The sequence below is a fragment of the Shimia litoralis genome, from assembly GCF_005518135.1.
Lineage (GTDB): Bacteria > Pseudomonadota > Alphaproteobacteria > Rhodobacterales > Rhodobacteraceae > Shimia_E > Shimia_E litoralis.
In genome coordinates this window covers 14,759-40,302 of sequence record NZ_SULI01000002.1, presented here as the reverse complement: position 1 = coordinate 40,302, position 25,544 = coordinate 14,759, and the positions used below count along the sequence as shown (strand labels likewise).

The following is a 25,544-nucleotide window of genomic DNA, read 5'->3' as shown; positions in this document are numbered from 1 at the left end:
TTTTCAAGAGAGCACACATGGCCAGTCAAGCGGTAATTTTCGACATCGGCAATGTTCTAATCAGGTGGCAGCCAGAAGCCTATTATGATCGCGTGATTGGCCCATCGCGTCGCGAAGCCTTTTTTACCGAAACCGATATTCTGGAAATGCATCTGGGCATTGATGCAGGGGCGCCATTTGAGGAAACAATTGTCGCACACGCAAAGCGCCACCCGGCTTGGCACGATGAAATTATGATGTGGCATGATGACTGGAACGCCTTGGCCAGCCCGGCCATTGACCATTCGGTAAGACTGTTGGCGGCTCTCAAAAGGCGCAAAGTTCCCGTCTTTACCCTGACCAATTTCGGCGCTGAGAATTTTCCAATTTCCCAAGATCACTATGAATTTCTGAAAACGTTTGACCGATATTATGTTTCCGGTGATCTTAAGATGATCAAACCCGACGCGAACATATACGCGCATGTAGAATCAGATTGTGGCCTTGCGCCAGAGGCATTGCTGTTTGCCGATGACCGTCAAGAAAACATAGACGCCGCCGCCGCAAGAGGCTGGAAAACACACCATTTCATGGATCCCCAAGGTTGGGCTGACCGGCTAATTGCCGAAGGTTTGTTGGAAAAGGACGACGCAACATGACGACTATCATCTCGTTTGAAGATGGCGAACGTAACTTGGATTGGATCGGATTGACCGATGCGCTGGCCGCAAGTCACAGCTTGCCCAAGGCAGAGATATCCGACAGCCTGCTATATCGTGGCAAAGATACATTGCTTCAGCGTCAGGCATGGATTGATGGTTTGGGCATTGGGGTCAAATCCGCCACAATTTTCCCAGATAACCCTGCTCAAGACATTCCGATGATCCATGGTGCGGTGACTTTGTTTGATGATGCCCACGGCATTCTTGAGGCTTTGCTGGATTTCCATCTCGTAACCAAATGGAAGACCGCTGGCGACAGCTTGCTCGCGGCACGCCGTCTTGCACGCCCAGACAGTGGCAAGATTTTGATTGTGGGGGCTGGTACCGTTGGGCGGAACTTGTGGGCTGCCTACAGCTCTGTATTTCCGAATGCAGAGTTCACGGTCTGGAACCGGACACAGGCCAATGCCGACAAAATGGCGGCCGAGATACCCGGACTGAAGGTTGCGACAAATCTCGAGCAAGCTGTCGGAGACGCGGATATCATCACCTCGGCCACAATGTCATCGACGCCCACACTACGGGGCGAATGGCTGCAGCCAGGGCAACATGTCGATTTGATTGGGGCATACCGCCCTGACATGCGCGAAATTGATGACGTGGGCATGCAGCGTGCACGTGTCTTCGTGGATAGCTTTGACACCACCGTTGAACACATCGGTGAGCTCATTAAACCGCTAGAATCTGGGGCGATCCGACGCGACGATCTGGTGGCCGACTACTATACGCTCGACGCCTTTGGGCGACAGTCAGACGATGACATCACCTTGTTCAAGAATGGTGGCGGCGCGCATCTGGATTTGATGACAAGCCGTTATATTCTTGATTGCTGGAAAGCATCCTAGGACCAGCAACGCCGTATCCGCACCTGACGAACCTTATGCGGATGCGGTCACCAATTGACGCTCTCGGATCGGTAGGTGAACAATGGCACTAAAGGCGCCAATGCCCACTCCGATCCACCAAACCATCGTGTAGTCTCCAAATACATCGTACATGCGCCCCCCAAGCCACACGCCCAGAAAGCTTCCCAGTTGGTGGCTAAAAAACACAATACCGTAGAGGGTTCCCATATAGCGCAAACCATAAATATGCGCGACCAACCCCGACGTCAGCGGGACAGTGGCCAACCAAAGCGACCCCATAGCGATCGAGAAAATGATCACGGTAACCGGCGTGATTGGAAACAGAATGAATGTACCGGCTACGACTGTCCGCGCAGCATATATTCCGGCCAAAAGATACTTCTTTGGGAAACGCTTGCCAGCCCATCCCGCCGCAAGTGTTCCTGCGATGTTGGCCAATCCAATCAATGATATTGCGAGCGCGCCCAACCGCGAAGTGGTCGACACACCCACCGATGCCAATACGCCAGACGGATCAATTGCCCCACACATTTCGGTTATCATTGCCGGGAAATGCGCAGTCATGAACCCCAATTGATATCCGCAAGAAAAGAACCCCAGAAAAATCAGGGTGTATGACGGATCTCGAAACGCTTTGCCCAGTATTTGCCCCAACGTTTCATGTATCTCAGCTTTGGACGCTGATGGGGCGCGCATCATCGGCAGCAAAAGCAAAGTCGACAGGATTGCGGCAGCAAACACCAAAAATGTCGTCTGCCAAGAGAAGAAGCCCAGCATATATTCAGACAGCGGCGCGCCGAAAATTTGCCCGGCAGAGCCTGCCGCCGTGGCAATTGCCAGCGCCATGGATCGGTTTTCATCCGAACTTGCGCGCCCTACCACTGCAAGAATAACGCCAAACCCCGTGCCAGCGATGCCAAAACCGATCAGCCATTCATACGCCTGATGCGCTTGTGGCGTGGTCGCAAAAGACGACAACACCAGCCCCAACGCGTATACAAACGCACCGATGACAATTGCTTTGCGGTCTCCGATTTTTTCCGCCAACGCTCCAAAAATTGGCTGGCCAATACCCCACGCCAAGTTTTGGATCGCAATCGCCAGTGAAAACTCGGACCGCAACCAGCCGAATTCGTCGGCAATCGGGATTTGGAACACGCCAAAGCTGGCTCTGATCGCGAACGACACCATGATGATGGCGCACCCAACCAACAGGACGGGTGTCATAAGGGGGCTGCGAGTTTGATCCATCCGGCGTCTCCTAAGGCAAAGGTTACCTTGTCGCCCCCGCCGCCGTAGGTCAAATTTAGTTTCGTGATCCACCCGTTCACGAAGTCACATGAGTGCGTGAACGTCCCTGGCATTGCCCGATTGTCCACAAGATACTTTTATCTGCGCCCAAGTCATTGTATGCGGAAGTATGCAGAATCTGACAGAAATTTATGCGGCCAAGGTGGCATCGGGCGAGTTCCACGTGGATGACGCCCAAGAGGCGGTGCTTCCGGAGTTCGAAAGAATTCGCGCAGCTGTTGCCCAACCCGTTAAGAAAACCTGGTTTCGCAAAACCACTCCGGAGGCAATTTCGGGCCTGTACCTATGGGGTGGGGTCGGGCGCGGTAAATCCATGTTGATGGACCTGTTTGTAGACTCTCTTGAGGTGCCCGCACGACGCGTGCATTTCCACGCATTCATGCAAGAAATTCACACGGCGATGCACCAAGCACGCCAGAATGGCGTTGAGGATGCGATCCAGCCTGTCGCACAATCTGTCGCCGATAGCGTACGTGTTCTTGCATTCGATGAGATGCAAATTACCGATATCACCGATGCCATGATCGTTGGTCGGCTGTTCGAAAAACTGTTTGAAGCAGGCGTTGTTGTTGTCACAACCTCAAACCGCATTCCCGATGATCTCTATAAAGACGGCTTGAACCGACAGCTTTTTGTCCCGTTTATTCATCTTCTCAAAGACCAAATGCGGGTCTGGGAACTGGCAAGCCCGAACGACTATCGACAAAATCGTCTGGCGGGAAATCAGGTCTATTTTGTACAGGCCGGTGGCGAGGCCCGCGCCGATATCCAAGCCATTTGGCAAGATTTGACAGGTGGCAAAGCCGACCCTCTTGTTTTGACAATTAAGGGGCGCGAGGTCACAATTCCCGCGTTTCGCAATGGCGTGGCCCGCGCGCGCTTTTTTGATCTCTGTGGCGCAATGCTGGGTCCGGGTGACTATTTGGCGATTGCCGATGCCGTCAAGCTGTTGATCCTTGAAGACATCCCACGGCTATCTCGATCAAATTTTAACGAAGCCAAACGCTTCGTTACATTGATCGACGCCCTATACGAAGCAAAGACACGGTTGATTTGCTCGGCGGCGGCGGAACCCGAGATGCTATATGTCGAAGGTGAAGGCACGTTTGAATTCGAACGCACCGCCAGCCGATTGCGCGAGATGCAAGCCGAAGATTGGGGCAAAGATGCACGCTAACTGGTTGACTTTGTTTTAAGAAATTACAAATTTTTTAGGGGGGCACTTTTGCACCCCCCTTATTTGCCTGCCTGTCCCGAACACCTGCCGTACATTCCCATATTCGTTTTTCTTCTGGGGAATGCTGCAATTTCTTTGACTATAAGCCCGATGATTCGAATCAGTCAATGGGGTGATTCGGTCGGCCCGTTTCGCCTAGCCGTTTTCCCGCAGAATATTTCCTGCCAAATACAGCGACCCACAGATCAACACCCGTGCATGCGGATCGTCTTTCACGATAGAGGCCAATGCCTCTGACACGCTGTCTGCAACGCTTGAGATTAGGCCTACACCTTGGGCCGCAGCAGCGGTTTCAACCGCAGGAAGCGTATTGGCCTCGCCCGGAATAGACACCGCTGTCAGCGTTTTGGCCTGTTGTGCCAATGGCGCCAGATACCCAGAGATGTCCTTGGTGTTCAGCATCCCACAAATGAGATGTGTGTTCCGCTTAGGCAAAGTCTCGAGCACAGCCGCAAGAGCGACACCGGCAGCCGCGTTATGCCCCCCATCAAGCCAGAGCTCGGTCTCGGGAGCCAACTCGATTAACGGACCCGTATTCAGTCGTTGCATTCGGGCAGCCCAAGTCGCATTTGTCATGGCCGCCTCGCAGGCAGCCTCATCAGCGCCAAGGTATCGCAGCACAGCAAGCGCAGCCCCTGCATTCATAATTTGATGATCCCCGAGTAATGCGGGCAAAGGCAAATCCAATAAACCCGTCTCGTCTTGGAAAATCAGTCGTCCACGTTCTTGAGAAACATGCCAATGTTGACCATGCGCCAACACCGGAGCCCCAAGCCGCGCGGCAGTGGCTTCGACAACATCCATTGCCTCTTGGGGTTGCGGCCCGACCACACAGGGCACGCCCCGCTTAATGATTCCGGCCTTTTCGGTCGCAATTTTTGTAAGCGTATCCCCAAGAAATTGCTCATGATCGATCGAGATTGGTGTAATCACCGTCATCAAGGGCTGATCAATCACATTGGTCGCATCCAACCGCCCACCAAGCCCGACCTCGAGCAATGTGTAGTCTGCGGGTGTGCGCGCAAACGCCAACAATCCCGCACAGGTTGTGATTTCGAAATAGGTGATATTTTCGCCGTCATTCTTGACATAACATTCATCAAGCATGGCTGTCAGGGCATCTTCAGAGATCAACGCACCAGCAAGCCGGATACGCTCGTGAAACCGCGCAAGATGCGGCGACGTATACGCATGCACAGACTTGCCCATGCCCTCGAGACCCGCGCGGATCAGCGCCTGTGTCGACCCCTTGCCGTTTGTACCAGCCAAATGGATGACGGGCGGCAAATTGTCTTGCGGATTGTCTAATGCGTCTAGCAAACGCCACACCCGATCCAGCGTAAGATCAATGATCTTGGGGTGCAGCGCCATCATGCGGTCAAGCACGACATCCGACGATGGTGACGCGCTCACGCTTTTTTGGCCGTCTTTTTACCAGCCTTGGCTGACTTCTTTACGTCAGGTGCTGGCGGGGTCTCTGCCGCAGCTTCAGCTTTTGACACAGCCTCGGGCGACGGCAAATCACCTTTGACCGCAGGAGAAAGCCCCATCAGCATGCGCACAATCGTGATAAGTTCTTCGCGCATCTCTGTCCGTGACGTCACCCGATCCAGCATCCCGTGATCCAGCAAATACTCTGCGCGCTGGAAGCCCTCAGGGAGCTTCTCGCGGATAGTTTGTTCAATCACGCGTGGACCCGCAAAACAAATGAGCGCATTGGGTTCAGAAATATGCACATCGCCAAGCATGGCATATGACGCTGTCACACCACCCGTCGTCGGGTGGGTCAGCACCACAATGTAAGGCAGGTTGGCTTCCTTAAGCATCTGCACAGCCACAGTTGTTCGTGGCATTTGCATCAAGGACAAGATGCCTTCCTGCATGCGCGCGCCGCCCGCAGCTGAAAACAGCACCAAAGGCCGCTTAAGCTCGACCGCACGTTGTGCTGCAGCGATAATCGCATTGCCCACATACATGCCCATCGATCCGCCCATAAACGAAAAGTCCTGACAGGCGGCCACAATGGGCGTACGCCCGATGTCCCCCTCGGCGACAAGCATCGCTTCCTGCTCGGCGGTTTTTTTCTGGGCCGCCTTCATGCGATCCGGATATTTCTTTTGGTCTTTGAACTGCAGCGGGTCGGCAAGCGGCGTAGGGACCTCTACCTCGGTAAAGATGCCGCCATCGAACAGGCCCGTGAAACGGTCACGCGGCGTGATGGCCATGTGATGGTCACACTGCGTACACACGTTCAGATTTGCAGAGAGTTCACGATGAAACAGCATCGTCCCGCATTCATCACATTTCGTCCACAAATTGTCCGGAGTTTCCCGTCGGGAAAAGATCGAGTTGATCCGTGGGCGAACATAGTTCGTGATCCAGTTCATGCGAGCAATCCTTTTTGCGATGCATCTGCTTTTCTCTCAGCTTCTGTCAGATAAGACGCTACGTCAGAAAATGCAATCAGCGCCGTATCGCAATCCGAGCAACAAGCCACCCACATAAGATCACAAGCCCCTCCAAAGGTAAAACGGCAGCGACAAATTCGGTGTCCTTTGGTCCAAAAGGCACGACATAAAGTGCCAGACCATCCCAGTAGTCTTTTGTCGACACAAACATGATGGCGCTTACATTGTTCGCAAAATGCAATGCCAACGCTGGACCAAGGTTACCAGACCGTGCCGTCAAATCCGCAGCGGCCAAACCAAACAATCCCGCCCACGCGGCCACCAAGATTGCATTTTCGCCGTATGTGGATGGATCGTAATGCAACGCAGCAAACAACGCAGACGGCAAAACAATCCAAACCCAAGGGCTTGAAAAACGCGCCGCAAGTTGGCTCTGCAGATACCCGCGAAAGACCAATTCTTCGGTGGTGATCTGAAACAAAATCGCCGCAAGAGACATTGGCGCGAGCATCAACCAAGGCACAAAATCCATCGCACGTTCAGGCGTAAAATCCGCTGGCGAGGGCAAAATAAGGACTATGCCAAACAACACCATGGCCAGACGTAGTGTCAGCCAAAAGTCAGCAAAACACGCGGGGAAACCCCCAAACAGGCTGCTGATGGGGCGGCGATGCATCACGCGCAAGGCAATCGCCAGTGCGGCAAACAAGCCGCCAAAGCTTGCCAACATCCATAAAACAGAGCGCGCTGTGCTCCCGTTTTCAAGTTCGCGGGATAGATTGTGCCAATCAGGTGTTCCACGCAAGAAATTGAAATACGCCACATTGGCCGCCAGAAAAATGACAACAACCAAAACAATGCTACTGGCCAAGCGCCACAGCTCTGATGTTGGGCGTGCCGGTTCCACAAGGCGTTCGTATGACTTGTAAGTGTTCATCACAGCGCTTTAGCGGCTTTTACGGATATGTCCTAGCCCCGCTGTGCAAGGTGGTCACTCAGAGAGACAGTTTCAGAAAAATGCATGCATTTCGGGAATTGCCTATTTGTTTCATGGAAACCAATCAGTTACATAATAGGAAAATCAGGCAATTATTGTTTCGATTCCGGAAACATGTAAACGACCAAAGTAGGGACAAGATGGCGCGAGGACTGGGCGGGATAATCCAACGGTTGTATCAGCGCGGGCTGACACGATATTGGGCGCGATCTGCAAGATCTGCAATGACGACCGATCTTACAACCTTGCGCCGTCAACGCGCAGGGGCGCGCAAGTTACGTCAACACCTGAATACGCTGATTTCGGTTTCCGAGAGCCGTCTCGCCTTGCCTCTTGTCGGGTCGATTGCCTTTCCAACCCCGCATGGCACCGATTGGCGCTGGAGACCCTCTGTTTGGCGCGAACCACTTCCGACTGTTGGTGTCTCAGCGGTGCAAACCAATGAAACCTTGGGCAAAGAGGTCACGCTGTTCCATGACTGTAACGTTTCCGAACTTACGCTGAGACAGCTCAGAAACACACGCGAGGCCGATCTCGCACCGTTTGGTCTGCGCATGGACGTATTCCGGTTTGACGGCTCATTTTTGTCGCTTGCGATTGATCTTCCGTTCGAAGCCGTTGACGGGCTCAAGCGGAACCACCTGATCCGGCTCAACACAATTGTCGAGCTTGAAAAGCCATTGGAAATTTTTGCGCGCCTGAATATCAAACACGGCCCAAACACAGAACAGATCGTGCGTGAGGTCCCGTTAGACACGGATGAAATGACTGTCGAATTCGACTTGGCTTATTCAAAACTGAACGAAAAGCGCGTCGAAAAGATGTGGGTCGACTTTATTTTTGAGGGCCCCGAAATGAATCAGGTTGTTTTGCGAGACCTGACCTTTAGTCGCCGCCCGCGCGCTGAATTCTAAGGACATACTGCCATGAGCGATTGGACCCTGACAAAAAACCGCCTGTTTGAAGGTATCTGGGAAGGTGGGTTAACCCGCGATGGCGGCGCTGGCGACACGCCCCCCAAGATTGATGTCACGTTCTTGGGAAACGCAGTTGGCGGAGTGCAGTTCAAAGAAGATGTCGCCAATGACCGCTGGGTCATGCGCATCCCGATTCCAACAGAAGCGATCGCAGATGGTGTGCAAACGTTTTTGATAGCCGATTCCGTTACAGGCACGCTGCTGGATAAAATCACTCTGATTTCTGGTGAAGTCCTCGCCGATGACATTCGTGCAGAGCTGGACCTGTTGCGCGCCGAGCTGGATCTGCTCAAACGCGCATTTCGCCGCCATTGCATCGAAACAATGTGATCAATAATGGGCTGTATAGCCTCCATCTACGGCCAGAACCTGACCCGTCACATACGACGCTGCGGGTGACGCCAGAAAAAGAATGGCCGGTGCCAGCTCCTTTGGATCCCCCCAACGCCCCAGTGACGTAGACTGCGCCAAACGTGCGGCAATTTCAGGATTTTTGACCGCTTCACGGTTCGGCTCTGTCTTGAAAAAACCAGGTGCCACCGCGTTCACATTGATACCGTGCGGCCCCAATTCCGCGGCCATGGCGCGCGTCATGCCATTTATTCCAGCCTTGGCGGTCGTGTATGCCGCATCGCCACCTTGGGCGATCAGCCCCGCAATCGACGAAATGTTCACAATCCTCCCACCACTTTCCATCATTTTCGCCGCTTTCTGGCACATCATAAATGGCGACACCAAATCGACATCCAGCAGACGCTGCACATCCTCGTACGTAAACTGGTCAAGCGGCCGACGGTCGCGGAGGCCCACATTGTTCACCAATATATCAAGCCCAGCGCCCTGGGCTTTGATGTGCTCAAACGCCCCGTCCACAGCGTCCGGATCAGACACATCAAAGGGCAGCGCATGCGCCTCGCATCCGTCTTGGCAAATGCGTGCAGCCGCAGCGATGGTGGCATCGACATCCCGCCCGTTCACCCACACAATCGCACCTGCTTGGGCAAGAAGCTTTGCCGCCTCAAACCCCAGCCCGCTATTGCTGCCTGTGACCAGCGCAACGCGCCCCTCTAGCGAAAACACCCCATAATCCGGCACACCTAACTCCTCTTGGTCGGTTCACGCATTCTGCCAACCTCTCTGATGCGCGACCAGCAAATTCCACGTCTCGCTACGGCACTTTTGCCTGACGCTGCGTTTCGGGGTGACAAATGCGCCGCGCTCGGGTCATCTGGTGTGCAAATTAAAAGGGAGGCACCCATGACAGAGTATCCTCATCTGTTGGCACCGCTTGATCTGGGCTTTACGACACTCAAAAACCGCGTGTTGATGGGGTCCATGCACACCGGACTCGAAGAAACCAAAGACTGGAACCGTGTCGCAGAGTTCTATGCCGAACGTGCACGCGGCGGTGTGGGCCTGATGGTGACGGGCGGTATGGCACCTTCAAAAGAAGGCGGCGTGTTCCCCGGAGCGGCTGGCCTGTTTACCCCCGAAGACATCGCAAACCACAAGATCGTCACAGATCGTGTTCACGAGGGCGGCGGCAAAATCGCCATGCAAATTCTGCATGCGGGACGCTATGCCTATGGCCCGGAATGTGTGTCTTCATCCCCCGTAAAATCCCCGATCTCTCCGTTTCCGCCAAAAGAGCTGGATGAAGACGGCATTGAAAAACAAATTCAAGACTTTGTGACGGCCACAGTGCGCGCACGCGAAGCTGGTTATGACGGCGTTGAGATCATGGGGTCAGAAGGATATTTTCTGAACCAGTTCCTTGTGACGCATGTGAACAAACGTACGGATCGCTGGGGCGGGTCATATGAAAACCGCATGCGCCTGCCCGTCGAGGTCGTGCGCCGCTGTCGCGAAGCCGTTGGCGAAGATTTCATCATTATCTATCGCCTATCCATGATCGACCTCATTCCCAATGGCTCTACGCACGAAGAGGTTGTCCAGCTTGCCAAAGCCGTCGAGGCCGCAGGCGCCACCATCATCAACACCGGTATTGGGTGGCACGAAGCGCGCATTCCGACAATCGCCACCTCTGTTCCGCGCCGTGCCTTTGCGTGGGTTACGAAAAAACTGATGGGCAAAGTCGGTATTCCCGTCATCACATCCAACCGCATCAACACTCCAGAGGTCGCAGAGGACGTTCTGGCAGAAGGATGCGCCGATATGATTTCAATGGCGCGCCCGTTCCTTGCGGATGCACATTTTGTGAACAAGGCAATTGCAGGACAAGGCAATCAAATCGCGCCTTGTATTGGCTGCAATCAAGCCTGCCTTGATCATACCTTTGGCGGCAAACTAACGTCTTGCCTGGTCAATCCACAGGCCTGTCACGAAACAGAGCTCACCATTGCGCCCGCTGCGGCTGCCAAGAAAATCGCCATTGTCGGCGCTGGTCCGGCTGGTTTGTCCACTGCCATGACTGCGGCGCAGCGGGGTCACGATGTGACGTTGTTTGATCGTGCGGATCAAATCGGCGGACAACTTAACGTCGCCAAACAAGTTCCCGGCAAAGAAGAGTTCTGGGGGTTGGTCGACTGGTATGGTGCCATGATGGACCAGATGGGCGTGACTGTGGTGTTGAATACCAACGTCACCTCGGATGATCTGTCGGATTTTGACGACGTGGTCATTGCCACAGGCGTGATGCCGCGTGATCCAGGCATTCCCGGCCAAGACCGTGAAAACGTGCTTGGGTATCTTGATGTGTTGCGTGACAAAAAACCGGTCGGCAAACGCGTTGCGGTGATCGGCGCGGGCGGGATCGGGTTCGATGTGTCCGAATTTCTTGTTCACGAAGGCGACAGCCCCACAGAGAACCTGCCGGAATGGATGGCAGAATGGGGCGTTGGTGATCCGGAAACAGAACGCGGGGGCCTTGCTCCGGAAGGACCGCAACCTCATGCCCCCGCGCGTGACGTCATTTTGATGCAACGCAAAGCCAAAGCATTAGGCAAAGGATTGGGCAAAACCACAGGCTGGATTCATCGCGCTGCACTGAAGATGAAGAACGTCAAAATGCTTGGTGGCGTAAATTATGAAAAAATCGACGATCAGGGTTTGCATATCTCTTTTGGGGAAACACGCGAGAACCCCGAGGTATTGGACGTTGACACGATTGTGCTCTGTGCAGGCCAATTACCAGAGCGCTCGCTTGCCGATGCTCTGATCGAACGCGGTGTGTCATGCCATGTGATCGGTGGTGCAGATGTTGCCGCTGAATTGGATGCCAAACGCGCCATTAATCAAGGCACACGCCTCGCGGCGTCGTTGTAACGCGTTTTCCGCCTCATGCATGCACCTGTGTGTGAGGCGGGGACCGACTTTCTGCCCCCCAAAGCATTACCAATAATCCGGTTGCGCAATCTGTAATCGCGCGCATAGATGGACCCAACGCGAGGGGGCCATCTATGTCCGTGTTCACAACAATTCTTCTTGGACTTTTGCCAAGCTTTCTCATGGTGATCTTGGGCGGGGCCGTCAGAAATCGTCTGTCGGTGAATGCGTGGCAGGGGCTCGACAAGCTGAACTTCGAAATTCTGTTTCCCGCGTTGATTTTTGTCGCGGCATCGGGACGGCCAATTGCGATTGCAGACATTCTTCGGATCGGTCCCGCGGTATGGGCCATTTTGGTGGTTGGGTTGACCGTCGGATACCTGTCACGTCGATATGGACCTGACAGCTTTTTGGATTTCGCGGGTGCGTGGCAAACCGCTTGGCGTTTTAACACTGCATTGGCCTTTGTCGCGGCGGGCACCCTAAGCTCTCCGCCCATCGGGGCGCTTGCCGTCGCGGTTGGTATGGCCATTCCCATGGCAAATGTATTTGCCGTGACCGCCTTGTCACGTGGCAGCGGAACTTTACGCAACACCCTGACCAAGGTCATCACCAACCCGTTTTTGATTGCATCCGTATCCGGCGTTATTGTCGGTCTTGGCGGGTGGACCATCCCTGCGCCGCTTTTGGACCCGCTAAAGCTCTTGGCACAGGCGGCCATTCCCGTCGCTTTGATTTCGGTTGGAGCCACCATGAACTGGGGGGCGCTGGCTGCAATGGACAGATTTAGCAGCATCCTTGTGGCCACCAAGTTGTTGGTGATGCCCTTGGTCACATTGGTGGCCTGTGTTGCCTTTGGAATCCAAGGCCCCATCGCAAGTACGCTGGTTCTGTTTGCCGCCTTACCAACCGCGTCAGCAGCCCATGTCTTGGCAGCAGGGTTCGGCGCAGACCGCACTTTGGCGGCAACATTGGTTGCACAATCTACGTTGCTTGGCGCCGTGACTCTTCCGATTTGGATCACAATCATTGAGATTCTTCTTTAGCACCCGCCCCCTTTCTGGCGAAACATTCCAAGGGGCCGGTCACATATTGTTTCTCTGTTTCCATGCCGCAAACGATCCAGAGAAAACCCTTATATTGTCCGAGGCGCGCCCAGCTTCTGCCTGATTTGACCGCGATACCTGATCCTCGAGTAGAGAAAGAGGTACGCAGAAAATGGACCGCCTAACCGAAATGGAAGCCTTTGCCACAGTTGTGGATCAGGGTGGATTTACAGATGCCGCCAGAAAAATGGGTATTTCCAAATCCGCGGTCTCCAAACACGTCTCAAGCCTTGAGGCGCGTCTGGGTGCGCGGTTGCTAAACCGGACCACACGGCGCGTCAGCCCAACAGAAATCGGTCTTGCCTATTATGATCGGGCGCGGCGTGTCTTAAACGACGCTGGCGAGGCGGATGCGCTGGTGACATCCATGCAATCTGCGCCTTCTGGCCTGTTACGCATTAGCGTTGCCACCGATTTTGGCGTGAACCATTTGTCACCGGTGCTTGGTGACTTTCTCGCTGAATTCCCCGACATCACTGTCAACATGGTCCTGAACAATCGCTATGTCGAGTTGATCAGCGAAGGGTTCGACATGGCCATCCGGATTGGCGAGCTGGAGGATAGCACGCTGCGGGCGCGCAAATTGACAGAAACCACAAAACGCATGATCGCTAGCCCTGCGTATTTTGAAAAACACGGCCGCCCCGAGAAAATTGACGATCTAAATGATCACAAGCTGTTGCACTATTCTAACCAATCCAATGGTGCCGTTTGGAAGGTCACTGCCCCGTCTGGCGAGAAACGCCAAGTGCGCACGTCTGGATCATTAAGCGTGAACGATGGTCAATCGTTATTGAATGCAGCCGTCGCCGGCCTTGGCATCGCGTATTTGCCCAGTTTCCTATATGCAGACGCCATGGAACAAGGATTGGTCGAGGATGCCATTCCTGACCTGCCGATGGAAACCCAAGGTATCTATGCCGTGTATCCCCCGGGCCGCTTCACACAGCCCAAAGTGCGCGCATTTATTGATTTTCTGGTGCACGCCTTTGCGGAAAAAGGCCCATCAGAGTGGTAAAACACACCCAGACTTCCCTTGGCTTTCTCTAGAATTCGGAAAGCACCTTTGCCCGGACCCCAAAAGTCCGGGTTTTCTTTTTGCCGCTTCTAGGGCGCAGCCAACAAGACAACTTCGACGCGACGATTGGCGTCTCGCCCTGCAGGGTCGGCATTGCTGCCCAAGGGTGCGAGATATCCCACCCCACGCGCTTGAATTTGTGCAATCGGCACGCCGTAGGTATCGCTTAGGCGTGTCTGGACCGACTCGGCGCGTTTTTTGGACAGTTCGATATTCTTATCAAGATCGCCAGAGTTGTCCGTATGCCCTACCAACACGACGCGAATATCCGGGTTCGACACAAGAAATTCGGATAACGTTTTGAGCGTCTCAAATGGCCCTTTTGCAAGGCGCGAAGACCCGGTTTCAAAACTCAAGTCAGCCAGCACGACATGACCGGATTCAGATAACCGAGAAATGAGGTTAGTCGCTCCAATGTCTGTATCTGGACGTAGGTTCGGGCGCACGTCGCCCTCTTCCGGCGGTTTTGCCAGCACCTCTTGCGAGGGCGCACGCGGCGCTACTTGTATAACCTGAACCATGCCTGCAATCGCTGTTTGGCTGACCATCACGCCGACGGCTTCGGGCCCATTCACACCAGCACGCCGCGCAGATATGAACCTGTAATCCGACAGATCCACAAACATCTCAGGAGGTGGCAGGATCTCGGTTTTGAAACGAAAATCAAAACCGCCACACGCATCAGATTCGCAGGTCAGGACAATGTCATATCCTGCTTGTGCCAACTGCTGTTCCAAAGAGGTGACAAGGTCGGTCGTCGACACAAAGCCTTCCTCGATACGCCACGTATCACGATACACTGTCCCTTTGATGCGCGCCGTTGGCAACTGCGCACCATCAAACACATCAATCGGAAGCTCGTAATGAGACCCCTCAGAGGTATAAGCCGACAATTGCAATGCACCGCTTGGCAGCTCGGGCGTGAAGGCAAGAGCGACGTTGGGCAATACAGCAAGACATATGGAAATCGCGCATTTCATCTATTTTGAGCGTGATACTCGTCATTGGGCTTCATGCGCGTTGCCGAAGCCACGCGGTTGCTCATGTTATAAAAGCCTGTGACGTTCGCGATATCCCAGATATCACGGTCACTGAATCCGACGTCGCGCAGACTTTGACGGTCCTGCTCTTCGATTGTGTAAGATGCCAGCGTCATCTTTTCGGCGAAATCAAGCATGGCGCGTTGCCGAGCATCCAAGTCTGCCACGCGATAATTCATCACAAGCTGTTCGCCAAGCATCGGATTCCCCGACAGTGCGCGCACGGCTGCTCCATGTGCCACAAGGCAATAAAAGCACTTGTTAATCGACGACACAACGACCGCAATCATCTCGCGCTCAAGCTTGGAAAGCCCGCTGTCTCCCAACATCAGATCGTTATACAGCGCCGTGAAACCATTCAACTTTTCCACATCAAATGCGTATGCCCGAAGCACATTTGGCACCATTCCCAGTTTCTCGACGCAGATATCAAAGTATCTTTGCGTTTCTTCAGGCAACGGATCCATCATCGGCAGATCAAGAGCCGTGGGCATATCAGAGGCGCTCATTGCAATGGTCCTTAAGTTGTCTCAGGCAAAATGCGATAATGATACTGTCCCACAACAGTCATCCCGAGGGAAGCATAGAGCGCATTTGCGCCAATGTTCTCTGTCGTGCATATCACTGCCAATGTGTGCCCACCATTCGCAATCGTCCAATAGGCAGCACGGCGCATCAACCAACGGGCAACACCCAATCGGCGCTGAAACGGTACAATTTCGATCGCGTGCACCATCGCGATGCCATCATGTATCGCCGCAAAGCTGGCACCTGCGGGTTTATCCTGCCAACGCGACACAAACCCGGTTTTCGGGGAACTGGCGCGCATCATCACGTCAACACGTTCTGGACCAATGCCACCTGCCAACCAGATTTCGCGCATAATATGGAGGGGTTCCCACGCTTGGATCGCCGCGGTGCGTGGGGGCAGTTCGGTCGCGATATCCTGCACATCGGCGGCATACATGGTGACGGGATCAATAATATCATATCCGCGTTTTGCCAGATCGGCATCCAAGGCCTCGTCACCCTCTCGAATTTGGAACATCGGCGTTTGGCCCAAAATGCGCATTGCGTCTTCGGCCGCTTCAATCGCATCCGTAGAATACGGCCCGTTGCACGTCGCGGCAGACACGCGCTTGCCGCCACCCTGACCGTCGCGAATTGTAAATGGCCCTAGCTCGGAAACGGATGCGGCGGGCCAAGTGGCTTCAATTGTGGCGTACAGCGCTTTTGCATCAGGTAAACTCACGAGAACAACTCCGATAGTTTGGACATAACGGCATCTATGCGCGCGCCTTGCGTACCGCGCACCACAATGTTGGCGCCATATGCCCCGTCTTTTTGAAATGGATACGACCCAATAGAAAGATCGCTAAACTCCTCCGCCAATTTGGCCAAAGGTCCGGCGATATCGCCTTCTCCGCGATGCACCCGCAACGCCTGCGACAGCAATGGGGCCCCGCCTGTCAATGTCGGAAGAACACTCGCGACCATCGCCTGAAAAACCGAGGGGACACCCGCCATGACATACACATTCTCTATCGAAAACCCGGGCGCTATCGACACAGGATTATCAATCAGTGCCGCCGTGTCAGGAATGCGCGCCATGCGCAATCTGGCTTCGTTCAATTCCTGCCCCGAGTTCGCATAATGCGCCGCAAGAAGTGCACGCGCATCATCACGCACATCTATGGCCTTACCAAAAGCCTGAGCAATGCAGTCTGCGGTGATATCATCATGTGTCGGGCCGATACCCCCGCTGGTAAAGACACTGTCAAAGGCGGCAGACAGGCTTTGGACCGCGCCGACAATGGCCGGCGCATCATCGCTCACGACACGCACCTCTTTCAGATCGATGCCAACTTTGGTCAACTCGCCCGCCAAAAAGTACATATTCGCATCGCGCGTGCGTCCCGACAGGATCTCGTCTCCGATCACTAACATCGCAGCAGTTGGGTTAGACATTGCGGGTCTCCTTGTCAGCGGGTTCTTGCAGGTATAGGCCTGAGGCATGCGCTTTCAAACCCCTCTTGTTTCTGCCGTGCTAATCCGCCGCTACAAACGCTTCTTGGCCGATGCGCGCCTCGCGGATGGCCGCGAGATCACTGCGCATTGCGCCAATCCAGGAAGCATGATGGGCTTGGCCGACCCAGGATGCAAAATTTGGCTGGAGCCAAATGATGATCCCAAGAAAAAGCTCGATTATGGCTGGCGCCTTGTAGAACATCCCGATGGGCATTTTACGGGTGTCGACACATCCATCCCCAACCGCGCCCTGAAATCTGCTCTACAAAACAACGAAATTCCAGAGTTGGCGGCGTATACGGGCGTGCGCCCCGAGGTCAAATACGCGCAAAACAGTAGAATTGATTTTTTGTTAAGCGCCGATGGCACACCTGATTTGTACCTAGAAGTCAAAAGCGTCACCCTTTCGCGCAACGCTGGACTTGCTGAATTTCCCGACAGCGTGACCGCGCGTGGCGCCAAACATCTGCGCGACCTCGAACTCATGATATCCCAAGGTCATCGCGCCATGATGCTTTATCTGGTTCAGCGGACCGACGCACAAAAGGTGACGCTGGCACAGGATATTGACCCGAAATACGCTCAGGCTTTCGACGCTGCAGTTAAGGCAGGTGTCGAGGTCATCGCTTATGGGTGTAACATCACCCCGTCTGGAATCGATATTGCCCAACGCTTGCCGTTTGCGCGCACCTGAGGGCACAAAGTGTACTCGGAATTCTTGCCCACAAATTCGCATGGCGTGTCGTTGCCATGCCCCGCATGCGAAATACGCGGCTTTACACCTCTGGTCTCTGACAAAAAAGAGTCATAAGTAGAGGCAAGCACATCAATCGGAGCATACCTCATGATCGGCAAAGGCACTCAAACCCGTGATGGAATTCGTCTGTATCAGGACGTTGATTTCGCAGGCATGCACGTGGCAGGAGCCTTGGCCGCCCGTATCTTGGACGAAATTGCAGAACATGTGTTTCCAGGCCAGACCACCGCAGAGCTGGACCGATTGATAGAAGAAAAAGTCGACGCCGCAGGTGCCAAATCCGCCACCATCGGGTATCGTGGATACCAGCACGCCAGCTGTATTTCGATCAACCATGTGGTGTGTCATGGCATTCCCAGCGACAAAAAACTCAAAGACGGGGATATCCTGAATATTGATGTCACCGTGATTGTGGATGGCTGGTTTGGCGACACCAGCCGAATGTATGTCGCGGGCAAGCTGAACCGCAAAGCAGAACGTCTGATTCAAATCACCCATGACGCTTTGATGCTGGGCATTGAGGCCGCAAAACCTGGCAACACCTTCGGCGATATTGGTCATGCCATCCAATCCTATGTTGAAGGCCATCGGATGAGCGTCGTGCGCGATTTCTGCGGCCACGGTCTGGGTCGGGTATTTCACGCACCACCCAATGTGCTGCATTATGGCCGCCCCGGCACGGGACCTCGCCTTGAAGAGGGCATGTTCTTTACAATTGAACCGATGGTGAATCTTGGGCGCCCCGAAACCAAGGTCTTGGCAGATGACTGGACAGCGGTCACGCGTGACAAATCACTGAGCGCACAATTCGAGCATTCAATCGGTATCAAAGCCGACGGTGCCGAAATCTTTACGCTGTCTCCTGCTGGAAAATTTCACCCGACATATAGCTAGGCCCCGTCAAATCGCCCCCTAACACAGAGCTTCCTAGAAACTCTCATCGGGCTCCAGAAATGTGACATGGGTGTCCCCATATTTGCGGCTATCGAGCACGGCAAATCCTTGGGGTGCGGTCTGGGCTGTGTTTTCTTCCCAGACGATCAACGCATTTTTTGCGATCCACCCGCCAGACACAGCGGCATCTAGCGCACGCAACCCCAACCCTTTTCCATATGGGGGATCAAGAAAAACAAGGTCAAACTTGTCTGCGTCATGGGTTGGCAAACGCGTGGCATCTCGGGTCAGGATACGCGTGTCGGCTTGGCTTTTGGTCAGGCGGATATTTTCGCGAATAAGACTGACGGATTTACGGCCATCGTCCACAAATGTCACTTGATCTGCACCGCGCGAAAGCGCCTCGAGGCCCAGCGCACCCGTGCCAGCAAAAAGATCAAGAACCCGCAAATTGGTGATGGGGTCACCATATTTTCCGCCCATCAAGACATTAAAAAGGCTTTCGCGCACACGATCTGTTGTTGGGCGCAAATGCGCACCTGCATCCCCCTTGCCTACGTTTGCAAGGGCTGTACCACGGAACTTGCCAGCGATAATTCTCACAGCTTCATCAACGCCTTCATGTCAGTTTCAGGATCTTGAATCAAACTAGGCGCAGGGGATTTACCGCTTTCGATCAACCGCTTACCGATCATGTAGTCGCGGGGGGCGTTCATCGCATCCACCGCCAATAGCGTATCGCCTTGGTAATACCAGAATGACACCGAAGGGCCGTCTCCAGCACGTTCGACCACGCGATCATAGCCGGCATTCAAACCCGCAATCTGTAACTTGATGTCGAATTGATCCGACCAAAACCAAGGCTTGGCGACATATTCGATATCTGCTCCCATAATATTCTGCGCCACCACTTCGGCTTGATCGATGGCATTGGGCACGCTCTCGAGCCGGACTTGCTGGCCCCGATATGGAAACGACGCACAATCCCCCGCCGCCCACACATGCGGCACAGAGGTGCACCCACAGGCATCCGTTTTGATACCGTTTTCGATCTCAACGCCAATCGTTTCCGCAAGGCCAGCAGAAGGAGCAACACCAACCCCGACAATCACAAAATCCACATCCAGCTCAGAGCCATCGCTAAACCGCGCGCCTGTGACTCGGCCCTCGCCGCACAACTCGCTCAGACCGACCCCCTCTCGGATATCGACGCCATGCCCTGTATGCAGGTTCCGAAAATAGGTGCTGGTTTCCGGCGCAGCGACGCGCTGAAGAATTCTATCGGCCATTTCGACCAAGGTGACCTTTAACCCACGCGATGCCGCAACAGCCGCAGCTTCTAGTCCAATATATCCGCCGCCGACGATCAAGACCCGTTTGCCCTGTTCAAACTCTGGCGACATCGCATCAACATCGTTTAGATCGCGAACAACATAAACACCCCCAAGCGCTCCGCCGATCTTTGCCGGAAGACGATGAGGTGTAGACCCCGTGGCAAACACCAGCTCGTCATACGCGACGTCACCGTTTTGTGTCGAAACAGTTTGCCCTGCGGCATCAATATCGGTCACCAGCGTATTCAACCGCAAATCGATATCGTGATCGGCGTAAAAGCTTGCAGGCCGTAGATACAAGCGCTCAAGAGCCATTTCACCCAAGAGATATTTCTTTGATAACGGCGGTCTCTGATAGGGTGGTACAGATTCCGAACCGATCAAGGTGATACGACCATCGAATCCGTCATTGCGCAATTTCGCAACCAATGAAGACCCAGCTTGCCCCGCTCCGATCACTACAACATGGGTCATACCAGTCTCCTGCCAAAAATGTGATTTGTAATACTCTGCGAAGCCTATATCTCCATTTATCGGAAACGCAACAAAAGTGACGAAACACATGACAATATCTGTTGGAGAAAAGCTTCCTCAAGGGTCGTTGATGAAACTTGGCACAGAGGGCCCAGAGCCCGTGTCTCTTGATGCCATTACCAAAGGCCGCAAGGTTGTACTGTTCGGTGTGCCGGGTGCATTTACCGCGCTTTGCTCGTCGGCGCATTTACCCAGCTTTATGCGCACCGCAGACGCGTTTCGCGCCAAAGGCATAGACGATATCATTTGCATGTCGGTCAATGATCCATGGGTCATGGAGGCTTGGGATCAGGCGTCAGGTGCGTCAGGCGCTGGTATCAAGATGCTGGCTGATCCTGATGGGCGTCTGACCGTGGCCATGGGGTTGGATTTCTCGGCCCCACCCGTTGGCTTTGTCAATCGGGCGCGGCGCTTTGCTGCTGTGATCGACGATGGTGTAGTCGTGACGCTTCAGGAAGAACAAGATACGCACGTGTGTAACTTCACATCAGGCGAAACCCTGCTTGAAACACTGTGACGACAGGTTTGTCACCTAAACCATAAAGCAAAGGGGCCATTTGGCCCCTTTTCAATTGGATTACGACGCCCCCTCAAGGCTATCAAATTTTCTGGCCAGCTTGGCATCCAGCGCGCTCAGGCCGCCAACGCTATGCGTGGTTAATACGACATCCACACGCCCATACACATTGGACCACTCTGGATGATGGTTCCATTTTTCGGCCCAAATCGCGGCCTGCGTCATCCAACCAAAAGCCTCTACAAATCCGGGGAATTCATAGGTTTTCCTGATCGCGTCACGGTCCGGAACCATTACCCACCCGTTGTCAATCAACGGCTTCAACATCACATCCCGTGCGGCGTCGCTTAGCAATTCGCTCATTGGTGATCCTCTCTCTTATCTTTACGAAAAGGTCCCCAATCCGTCAGAACCTCAATCTCATCGGCAACGGCTTCGCGCTCGGCGACCAGATATCGGTCCACCGCATCAGAAAACCCCGCATCTCGCATCCAGTGCAACGAATGGGTCGCAACCGGCAGGTATCCACGCGCAAGTTTGTGTTCACCCTGCGCGCCCGCTTCGACTCGGCACAGGTTTTCAGCAATAGCCCACTCAATCGCTTGATAGTAACACAGTTCAAAATGCAGGCAGGGATGGTTTTCGACACACCCCCAATACCGGCCAAAAAGCGCATCCCGACCGATCATGTTCATAGCCCCAGCCACAGGCGCACCATCTCGCAAGGCAATAATCAGCATCACATCCTCGCTCAGGCCATCACGAACAATATCGAAAAATGTACGGCTCAAATACGGCGTACCCCACTTTCGAGCCCCCGTATCCTGATAGAACCGCCACATTGCATCCCAATGGAGCGGCAGGATATCTGCGCCCGTCAGGCAGACAATTTCACCACCAAACGCCTGCGCCTGCGCCCGTTCTTTGCGGATATTTTTGCGCTTTCGCGCGGAAAGAGACGCCAGAAAATCATCAAAATCGGTATATGCGTCGTTCACCCAATGGAATTGTTGACCGGTGCGATGCAACAAGCCCATATTGCGACCGACCTCGGCCTCGTCTTCTGTACAAAAGGTCAGGTGAAGCGATGACACCTCGTTTTGTGTGCCAATCTGAATCGCGCCCTGTGTGATGGCATTTTGACCAATACTCTCGAATCCTGGGCGCACGAGCATCCGCCGCCCGGTCACAGGCGTAAAGGGCACGGCAATCTGAAGCTTTGGATAATACCGACCACCAGCTTGCTCGTAGGCGTGCGCCCAGTTGTGATCAAACACATACTCGCCCTGACTGTGAGACTTGGCGTACAACGGCGCCACAGCAATCACTTGCCCGTCCAAGTGCGCACTTAAATATTGGGGCTGCCAGCCACTGCCTTGCCCGACCGAGCCACTGTCTTCGATCGCCTTGAGGAACCGATAGGTGGTGAACGGGTCAAACGCCCGCCCCCCATCAAACGTTTCAGGGCAAGCGCATGCATCCCAGTTTTCCGCACCGATTGCGTCAAGGCTATGGTGTCGTTGGATTTCAACCTGACGCCCGTCCATATCCACCCTCGCGTTAATATGCGGCACTTGCGCCAGCTTGGTCTTGTATATTTGGTGGGCTTGCCCTCAGGATCAAGCAGGGATTTTCGACAAATAGCCTTCGAAGGTCACATTGTCCGCAACTTTACGGGCAATTTGTTCATCGCGCGGCGACCGAATCGTCCAGCAAAGTACCGGCAATCCCGCTGCTTTGACCTTGGCCACATGCCGACTCTCAAGATCACTCGCCTGATGACTGACGAAACTCGCAAGCGTGCGCCCCAAGTCCGGAATTTCGCGCAAATGGTCTCGTGTGGTTGCTGGCAACAAAGGCCAATCATCCGCGCTATAGCTATCTGTGACCAACCCGCGTGGCACATCTGGCGCATATTCCAACATTTTCAAAACACTGTGTGGATTGAAAGACATATACGCCAAAGGACCCGCGTATCCATCCGCGTCGCGCGCTGCAGCTTTCTCGAGCAGGCCGACGTTGTCACCCATCGCGCCATCTTGATCTTTGATTTCCACCAAAAGCGGGACGCGCCCCGCAACTAATTTCAATACCTCTGCGAAGGTTGGGATACCTTCGGTCCCCCCGCTCAGGGGGATGCTGGCCAGTTCTGCCGCTGTATGTTGACGGACTGGGCCGCGTTCAGATGTCAGCCGATCAAGAGCATAGTCGTGGAACACCATTGCTTGCCCGTCACGTGACATCTGCAGATCAATTTCCAGACCATACCCATGCCGGATGGCCGCAAGAATAGCCGCGCGGCTATTCTCGGGGCGCCCATCTGATACGTCGTGTAGGGCACGATGGGCCAATGGTGCCCCAAGAAAGCGTCGATCTAACCGGGTCATTTGATTTGGAAAATGCCCTCGATTTCAACGGCAACACCCAAAGGTAAAGCCACCGCTGACACAGCCGAGCGTGCATGGCGCCCAGCATCACCCAGTGCCGCAACCATAAAATCAGATGCGCCGTTCACAACCTTTGGCTGGTCGGTAAAATCCGGCGTCGAATTCACAAAACCAACCAACTTGATGACGCGCACCAAACGATCAAGATCACCTCCGCATGCGGCTTTGACTTGCGAGAGCAAACCGATGGCGCATGTCTGCGCTGCGGCAGCCCCTGCTTCAGTATCCATATCAGCCCCAAGCTTCCCCAGAATAAGGCCATTCGCATCATTCGAGATTTGGCCAGAGACATGGACAAGGTCGCCGACCTGCACGAAAGGTACATAGTTTGCCGCAGGCGCCATCGCTTCGGGTAGGGTTACACCCAGTTCAGCCAATTTGGTTTCAATCGTGTTCATATCTTTCTCCCCTGAGTGTGTTTGGGAACACTAGTTTGCGGCTCCGATTTTGAAAACCACAAATACGACACGTTTTTGGTTTTTTGTACACCAGCACACGGAGGCGTATGCCTCCCGTCTCCGCCAACCATGACAAATAGGTTACCATTGGCCTCTGTGTGCACCCTACATCTAGAAAACCAAAGCGACGCATGTTACCAGAGCGCTTCCTTCTCTTTTGCTAGTTTAGATTGCCATGCCCGTATTTCATCGTATTCCACACGTTTTGGTTCTGCTAAGTGCATTGGCGGTGACCGCTTGTGCATCGGATTCTGCAGTTTCCAGTAAGGGTGTTTATGACCCTCACGAAGCTGAAAATCGTGGTACCCACCAGTTTAATAAAGATGTGGATACTTACGTCGTTTCCCCACTCTCAGATGGATACGGCACCGCAATTCCCGAAGGTGTGCGAGACGGTGTCAGCCGTTTCTCAAGCCACCTTGGCTTGCCCAATGACATTTTCAACAACCTGTTTCAGGGCGAGTTGGATACAGCAGCCCAAAACACCGGCCGTTTTCTACTGAACACAGTTGTCGGCTTTGGCGGTGTGTTCGATCCGGCATCCGATATCGGACTAGAGCGCGTACAAGCCGACTTTGGTCAGACGCTGCACGTATGGGGCGCAGCCGAAGGGCCGTATGTAGAAATGCCATTTTTCGGCCCATCGACGTCACGTGACGTCGTAGGCTTTGGCGTCGATCTGGTCTTGGATCCATTTTTTGTCGTCGCCCGCGATCCTCAGCGATATATTGGCGCGGTCGCCTATATCGTGGATTCGTTTGGCAAGCGCTACAAATACGACGCGACAATCGACTCGATCTTGTATGAAAGCGAAGACAGCTATGTTCAGGCGCGATCACTATATCTGCAAAATCGTCGCTACGAACTTGGATTAGACGCAACGGACCTCTATGTTGATGTCTACGAAGATCTTTACGAGGATTTCTAAAATGAACCGACGTGGTTTTCTGGTAAGCGGGATGGCATCAGCCGCCATTTTCGCACTTCCGAACGTAGCCCTTGCGCTTAACGAAAGTCAGGCAAGCGCTCTGGTGCAAAAGGTCGTCAATGACATTAACAAAGTGATCGCTTCAGGCAAATCTGTCAGCAGCATGATCCGGGACTTTGAAAAGATTTTTGTCAAATACGCCGACGTGCCAAATATTGCGCGCTCGACGCTGGGCGTCTCTGCACGCAGCGCAAGCAAATCACAGCTCAACGCATATACAAAAGCTTTCCAAGGATATTTGTCGCGCAAATACGGCAAACGCTTTGAAGAATTCAAAGGCGGCGAAATCATTATTAAGGATGCTCGCCCTCTCAAGCGATTTTACGAAGTGCGCACGCAAGCCAAACTTAAGGGGCAAAGCCCGTTTGATGTAAACTTCATGGTGTCCGATAAAACCGGCCGTGCGAAATTTTTCGACATGAAGATTGAGGGCATTAGCCTGTTGGTCACTGAACGCGAAGAAATCGGCGCGATGCTGGACAAGCGCAACGGCAATATCGATCTGCTGATCAAAGATCTCAAAAAGTCGGGATAAACTGATCTACAGCATGTAATGAAGGGCCTCTTAAACGAGGCCCTTT

The 25,544-nt window shown here is 53.8% G+C and carries 28 protein-coding genes; 13 read left to right on the top strand and 15 right to left on the bottom strand.

Going from position 1 to position 25,544, the window contains the following annotated elements; translation table 11 throughout:
* The first annotated feature begins 17 nt into the window (after nucleotides 1-17).
* Both FAP39_RS02115 and FAP39_RS02110 read left to right on the top strand, forming a co-directional pair.
* A complete protein-coding gene (locus FAP39_RS02115; RefSeq protein WP_138014727.1) occupies nucleotides 18-638 on the top strand; it encodes an HAD family hydrolase in 621 nt (206 codons plus the stop codon).
* Nucleotides 635-1,546: an ornithine cyclodeaminase family protein gene (locus FAP39_RS02110; RefSeq protein WP_138014726.1), complete on the top strand. Its 912-nt coding sequence runs from the start codon at nucleotides 635-637 to the stop codon at nucleotides 1,544-1,546. Before FAP39_RS02115 ends, FAP39_RS02110 begins: the two co-directional genes overlap by 4 nt.
* 33 nt (nucleotides 1,547-1,579) lie before the next feature.
* On the opposite strand, the gene FAP39_RS02105 is transcribed toward FAP39_RS02110, so the two are convergent.
* On the bottom strand, nucleotides 1,580-2,818 hold the full coding sequence (locus tag FAP39_RS02105; protein ID WP_138014725.1) for an MFS transporter: 1,239 nt from the start codon (nucleotides 2,816-2,818) through the stop codon (nucleotides 1,580-1,582).
* Between the two features lie 169 nt (nucleotides 2,819-2,987).
* Here FAP39_RS02105 and zapE point away from each other — a divergent pair, with 169 nt between their 5' ends.
* Complete coding sequence (gene zapE / locus FAP39_RS02100) at nucleotides 2,988-4,055, top strand: cell division protein ZapE (RefSeq protein ID WP_138014724.1); 1,068 nt, start codon at nucleotides 2,988-2,990, stop codon at nucleotides 4,053-4,055.
* Between the two features lie 195 nt (nucleotides 4,056-4,250).
* On the opposite strand, the gene FAP39_RS02095 is transcribed toward zapE, so the two are convergent.
* The 3 genes from FAP39_RS02095 to FAP39_RS02085 form a co-directional block, all read right to left on the bottom strand.
* Nucleotides 4,251-5,489 carry a bifunctional folylpolyglutamate synthase/dihydrofolate synthase gene (locus FAP39_RS02095; protein WP_138014985.1) on the bottom strand — a complete coding sequence of 413 codons (1,239 nt, stop codon included), beginning with the start codon at nucleotides 5,487-5,489 and terminating at the stop codon, nucleotides 4,251-4,253.
* A 35-nt stretch (nucleotides 5,490-5,524) separates the two neighbouring features.
* Nucleotides 5,525-6,502, bottom strand: coding sequence for an acetyl-CoA carboxylase, carboxyltransferase subunit beta (gene accD / locus FAP39_RS02090; protein ID WP_138014723.1), 978 nt, complete (start codon nucleotides 6,500-6,502; stop codon nucleotides 5,525-5,527).
* A 76-nt stretch (nucleotides 6,503-6,578) separates the two neighbouring features.
* A complete protein-coding gene (locus FAP39_RS02085) occupies nucleotides 6,579-7,460 on the bottom strand; it encodes a CPBP family intramembrane glutamic endopeptidase (protein ID WP_138014722.1) in 882 nt (293 codons plus the stop codon).
* Nucleotides 7,461-7,660: 200 nt separating this feature from the next.
* Here FAP39_RS02085 and FAP39_RS02080 point away from each other — a divergent pair, with 200 nt between their 5' ends.
* Nucleotides 7,661-8,434: a DUF6478 family protein gene (locus FAP39_RS02080; RefSeq protein ID WP_171006764.1), complete on the top strand. Its 774-nt coding sequence runs from the start codon at nucleotides 7,661-7,663 to the stop codon at nucleotides 8,432-8,434.
* Nucleotides 8,435-8,446: 12 nt separating this feature from the next.
* Nucleotides 8,447-8,827 (top strand): hypothetical protein, encoded by a 381-nt coding sequence (locus FAP39_RS02075; protein WP_138014721.1) that lies wholly within the window; start codon nucleotides 8,447-8,449, stop codon nucleotides 8,825-8,827.
* Here FAP39_RS02075 and FAP39_RS02070 read toward each other — a convergent pair whose 3' ends face one another.
* A complete protein-coding gene (locus FAP39_RS02070) occupies nucleotides 8,828-9,592 on the bottom strand; it encodes an SDR family oxidoreductase (protein ID WP_212743397.1) in 765 nt (254 codons plus the stop codon). It lies immediately after the preceding gene.
* Nucleotides 9,593-9,754: 162 nt separating this feature from the next.
* On the opposite strand from FAP39_RS02070, the gene FAP39_RS02065 reads away from it, so the two are divergent.
* From FAP39_RS02065 to FAP39_RS02055, 3 genes are all read left to right on the top strand, one after another.
* Nucleotides 9,755-11,782: an NADPH-dependent 2,4-dienoyl-CoA reductase gene (locus FAP39_RS02065; protein WP_138014720.1), complete on the top strand. Its 2,028-nt coding sequence runs from the start codon at nucleotides 9,755-9,757 to the stop codon at nucleotides 11,780-11,782.
* A 134-nt stretch (nucleotides 11,783-11,916) separates the two neighbouring features.
* A complete protein-coding gene (locus tag FAP39_RS02060) occupies nucleotides 11,917-12,828 on the top strand; it encodes an AEC family transporter (RefSeq protein ID WP_138014719.1) in 912 nt (303 codons plus the stop codon).
* A gap of 172 nt (nucleotides 12,829-13,000) precedes the next feature.
* Entirely contained in the window at nucleotides 13,001-13,906 is a 906-nt protein-coding gene (locus FAP39_RS02055) for a LysR family transcriptional regulator (RefSeq protein WP_138014718.1), read from the top strand.
* 89 nt (nucleotides 13,907-13,995) lie between these two features.
* On the opposite strand, the gene FAP39_RS02050 is transcribed toward FAP39_RS02055, so the two are convergent.
* From FAP39_RS02050 to FAP39_RS02035, 4 genes are read right to left on the bottom strand one after another with little or no spacing between them, the layout of a single operon-like run.
* Nucleotides 13,996-14,946 carry an OmpA family protein gene (locus FAP39_RS02050; RefSeq protein ID WP_138014717.1) on the bottom strand — a complete coding sequence of 317 codons (951 nt, stop codon included), beginning with the start codon at nucleotides 14,944-14,946 and terminating at the stop codon, nucleotides 13,996-13,998.
* On the bottom strand, nucleotides 14,943-15,515 hold the full coding sequence (locus tag FAP39_RS02045) for a peroxidase-related enzyme (RefSeq protein WP_138014716.1): 573 nt from the start codon (nucleotides 15,513-15,515) through the stop codon (nucleotides 14,943-14,945). The genes FAP39_RS02050 and FAP39_RS02045 overlap by 4 nt, the downstream gene beginning before the upstream one ends.
* A gap of 11 nt (nucleotides 15,516-15,526) precedes the next feature.
* On the bottom strand, nucleotides 15,527-16,258 hold the full coding sequence (locus FAP39_RS02040; RefSeq protein ID WP_138014715.1) for a GNAT family N-acetyltransferase: 732 nt from the start codon (nucleotides 16,256-16,258) through the stop codon (nucleotides 15,527-15,529).
* A complete protein-coding gene (locus tag FAP39_RS02035; protein ID WP_138014714.1) occupies nucleotides 16,255-16,974 on the bottom strand; it encodes a competence/damage-inducible protein A in 720 nt (239 codons plus the stop codon). Before FAP39_RS02035 ends, FAP39_RS02040 begins: the two co-directional genes overlap by 4 nt.
* A gap of 46 nt (nucleotides 16,975-17,020) precedes the next feature.
* Here FAP39_RS02035 and sfsA point away from each other — a divergent pair, with 46 nt between their 5' ends.
* Nucleotides 17,021-17,728 carry a DNA/RNA nuclease SfsA gene (sfsA, locus tag FAP39_RS02030; protein ID WP_138014713.1) on the top strand — a complete coding sequence of 236 codons (708 nt, stop codon included), beginning with the start codon at nucleotides 17,021-17,023 and terminating at the stop codon, nucleotides 17,726-17,728.
* Nucleotides 17,729-17,878: 150 nt separating this feature from the next.
* Nucleotides 17,879-18,685 (top strand): type I methionyl aminopeptidase, encoded by an 807-nt coding sequence (gene map, locus FAP39_RS02025; protein ID WP_138014712.1) that lies wholly within the window; start codon nucleotides 17,879-17,881, stop codon nucleotides 18,683-18,685.
* 33 nt (nucleotides 18,686-18,718) lie between these two features.
* On the opposite strand, the gene rsmD is transcribed toward map, so the two are convergent.
* Together rsmD and FAP39_RS02015 are read right to left on the bottom strand one after the other, a co-directional pair.
* On the bottom strand, nucleotides 18,719-19,288 hold the full coding sequence (gene rsmD / locus FAP39_RS02020; RefSeq protein WP_138014711.1) for a 16S rRNA (guanine(966)-N(2))-methyltransferase RsmD: 570 nt from the start codon (nucleotides 19,286-19,288) through the stop codon (nucleotides 18,719-18,721).
* Nucleotides 19,285-20,493 (bottom strand): NAD(P)/FAD-dependent oxidoreductase, encoded by a 1,209-nt coding sequence (locus FAP39_RS02015; RefSeq protein WP_138014710.1) that lies wholly within the window; start codon nucleotides 20,491-20,493, stop codon nucleotides 19,285-19,287. The genes rsmD and FAP39_RS02015 overlap by 4 nt, the downstream gene beginning before the upstream one ends.
* An 88-nt stretch (nucleotides 20,494-20,581) precedes the next feature.
* Between FAP39_RS02015 and FAP39_RS02010 the strand changes: the two genes are divergently transcribed.
* Entirely contained in the window at nucleotides 20,582-21,070 is a 489-nt protein-coding gene (locus FAP39_RS02010) for a peroxiredoxin (protein WP_138014709.1), read from the top strand.
* 60 nt (nucleotides 21,071-21,130) lie between these two features.
* On the opposite strand, the gene FAP39_RS02005 is transcribed toward FAP39_RS02010, so the two are convergent.
* The 4 genes from FAP39_RS02005 to FAP39_RS01990 all read right to left on the bottom strand — a co-directional run bounded on the left by FAP39_RS02005 (nucleotide 21,131) and on the right by FAP39_RS01990 (nucleotide 23,915).
* Nucleotides 21,131-21,433 carry a 4a-hydroxytetrahydrobiopterin dehydratase gene (locus tag FAP39_RS02005; protein WP_138014708.1) on the bottom strand — a complete coding sequence of 101 codons (303 nt, stop codon included), beginning with the start codon at nucleotides 21,431-21,433 and terminating at the stop codon, nucleotides 21,131-21,133.
* A complete protein-coding gene (locus FAP39_RS02000) occupies nucleotides 21,430-22,617 on the bottom strand; it encodes a GNAT family N-acetyltransferase (RefSeq protein WP_138014707.1) in 1,188 nt (395 codons plus the stop codon). The genes FAP39_RS02005 and FAP39_RS02000 overlap by 4 nt, the downstream gene beginning before the upstream one ends.
* A 72-nt stretch (nucleotides 22,618-22,689) precedes the next feature.
* Nucleotides 22,690-23,457, bottom strand: a complete 768-nt coding sequence (locus FAP39_RS01995) for a glycerophosphodiester phosphodiesterase family protein (protein ID WP_138014706.1) — start codon at nucleotides 23,455-23,457, stop codon at nucleotides 22,690-22,692.
* Nucleotides 23,454-23,915: a RidA family protein gene (locus tag FAP39_RS01990; RefSeq protein WP_138014705.1), complete on the bottom strand. Its 462-nt coding sequence runs from the start codon at nucleotides 23,913-23,915 to the stop codon at nucleotides 23,454-23,456. Before FAP39_RS01990 ends, FAP39_RS01995 begins: the two co-directional genes overlap by 4 nt.
* Nucleotides 23,916-24,150: 235 nt before the next feature.
* On the opposite strand from FAP39_RS01990, the gene FAP39_RS01985 reads away from it, so the two are divergent.
* Nucleotides 24,151-24,903, top strand: coding sequence for an MlaA family lipoprotein (locus FAP39_RS01985; RefSeq protein WP_138014704.1), 753 nt, complete (start codon nucleotides 24,151-24,153; stop codon nucleotides 24,901-24,903).
* 1 nt (nucleotide 24,904) lies between these two features.
* Nucleotides 24,905-25,498 (top strand): MlaC/ttg2D family ABC transporter substrate-binding protein, encoded by a 594-nt coding sequence (locus tag FAP39_RS01980; RefSeq protein ID WP_138014703.1) that lies wholly within the window; start codon nucleotides 24,905-24,907, stop codon nucleotides 25,496-25,498.
* The last annotated feature ends 46 nt before the right edge of the window (nucleotides 25,499-25,544 follow it).

Bases quoted from the DNA above. Each gene is read 5' to 3' on its own strand.
- FAP39_RS02005 (WP_138014708.1), bottom strand. From the start codon at position 21,433: ATGAGCGAATTGCTAAGCGACGCCGCACGGGATGTGATGTTGAAGCCG.
- accD (WP_138014723.1), bottom strand. From the start codon at position 6,502: ATGAACTGGATCACGAACTATGTTCGCCCACGGATCAACTCGATCTTT.
- FAP39_RS02095 (WP_138014985.1), bottom strand. From the start codon at position 5,489: ATGATGGCGCTGCACCCCAAGATCATTGATCTTACGCTGGATCGGGTG.
- FAP39_RS01980 (WP_138014703.1), top strand. From the start codon at position 24,905: ATGAACCGACGTGGTTTTCTGGTAAGCGGGATGGCATCAGCCGCCATT.
- FAP39_RS02015 (WP_138014710.1), bottom strand. From the start codon at position 20,493: ATGACCCATGTTGTAGTGATCGGAGCGGGGCAAGCTGGGTCTTCATTG.
- FAP39_RS02075 (WP_138014721.1), top strand. From the start codon at position 8,447: ATGAGCGATTGGACCCTGACAAAAAACCGCCTGTTTGAAGGTATCTGG.
- FAP39_RS01990 (WP_138014705.1), bottom strand. From the start codon at position 23,915: ATGAACACGATTGAAACCAAATTGGCTGAACTGGGTGTAACCCTACCC.
- FAP39_RS02080 (WP_171006764.1), top strand. From the start codon at position 7,661: ATGGCGCGAGGACTGGGCGGGATAATCCAACGGTTGTATCAGCGCGGG.
- FAP39_RS02085 (WP_138014722.1), bottom strand. From the start codon at position 7,460: ATGAACACTTACAAGTCATACGAACGCCTTGTGGAACCGGCACGCCCA.
- FAP39_RS02035 (WP_138014714.1), bottom strand. From the start codon at position 16,974: ATGTCTAACCCAACTGCTGCGATGTTAGTGATCGGAGACGAGATCCTG.
- FAP39_RS02055 (WP_138014718.1), top strand. From the start codon at position 13,001: ATGGACCGCCTAACCGAAATGGAAGCCTTTGCCACAGTTGTGGATCAG.
- FAP39_RS02050 (WP_138014717.1), bottom strand. From the start codon at position 14,946: ATGAAATGCGCGATTTCCATATGTCTTGCTGTATTGCCCAACGTCGCT.
- sfsA (WP_138014713.1), top strand. From the start codon at position 17,021: ATGCGCTTTCAAACCCCTCTTGTTTCTGCCGTGCTAATCCGCCGCTAC.
- FAP39_RS01995 (WP_138014706.1), bottom strand. From the start codon at position 23,457: ATGACCCGGTTAGATCGACGCTTTCTTGGGGCACCATTGGCCCATCGT.
- FAP39_RS02110 (WP_138014726.1), top strand. From the start codon at position 635: ATGACGACTATCATCTCGTTTGAAGATGGCGAACGTAACTTGGATTGG.
- FAP39_RS02115 (WP_138014727.1), top strand. From the start codon at position 18: ATGGCCAGTCAAGCGGTAATTTTCGACATCGGCAATGTTCTAATCAGG.
- FAP39_RS02000 (WP_138014707.1), bottom strand. From the start codon at position 22,617: ATGGACGGGCGTCAGGTTGAAATCCAACGACACCATAGCCTTGACGCA.
- FAP39_RS02060 (WP_138014719.1), top strand. From the start codon at position 11,917: ATGTCCGTGTTCACAACAATTCTTCTTGGACTTTTGCCAAGCTTTCTC.
- FAP39_RS02045 (WP_138014716.1), bottom strand. From the start codon at position 15,515: ATGAGCGCCTCTGATATGCCCACGGCTCTTGATCTGCCGATGATGGAT.
- FAP39_RS01985 (WP_138014704.1), top strand. From the start codon at position 24,151: ATGCCCGTATTTCATCGTATTCCACACGTTTTGGTTCTGCTAAGTGCA.
- map (WP_138014712.1), top strand. From the start codon at position 17,879: ATGATCGGCAAAGGCACTCAAACCCGTGATGGAATTCGTCTGTATCAG.
- FAP39_RS02010 (WP_138014709.1), top strand. From the start codon at position 20,582: ATGACAATATCTGTTGGAGAAAAGCTTCCTCAAGGGTCGTTGATGAAA.
- FAP39_RS02065 (WP_138014720.1), top strand. From the start codon at position 9,755: ATGACAGAGTATCCTCATCTGTTGGCACCGCTTGATCTGGGCTTTACG.
- zapE (WP_138014724.1), top strand. From the start codon at position 2,988: ATGCAGAATCTGACAGAAATTTATGCGGCCAAGGTGGCATCGGGCGAG.
- FAP39_RS02105 (WP_138014725.1), bottom strand. From the start codon at position 2,818: ATGGATCAAACTCGCAGCCCCCTTATGACACCCGTCCTGTTGGTTGGG.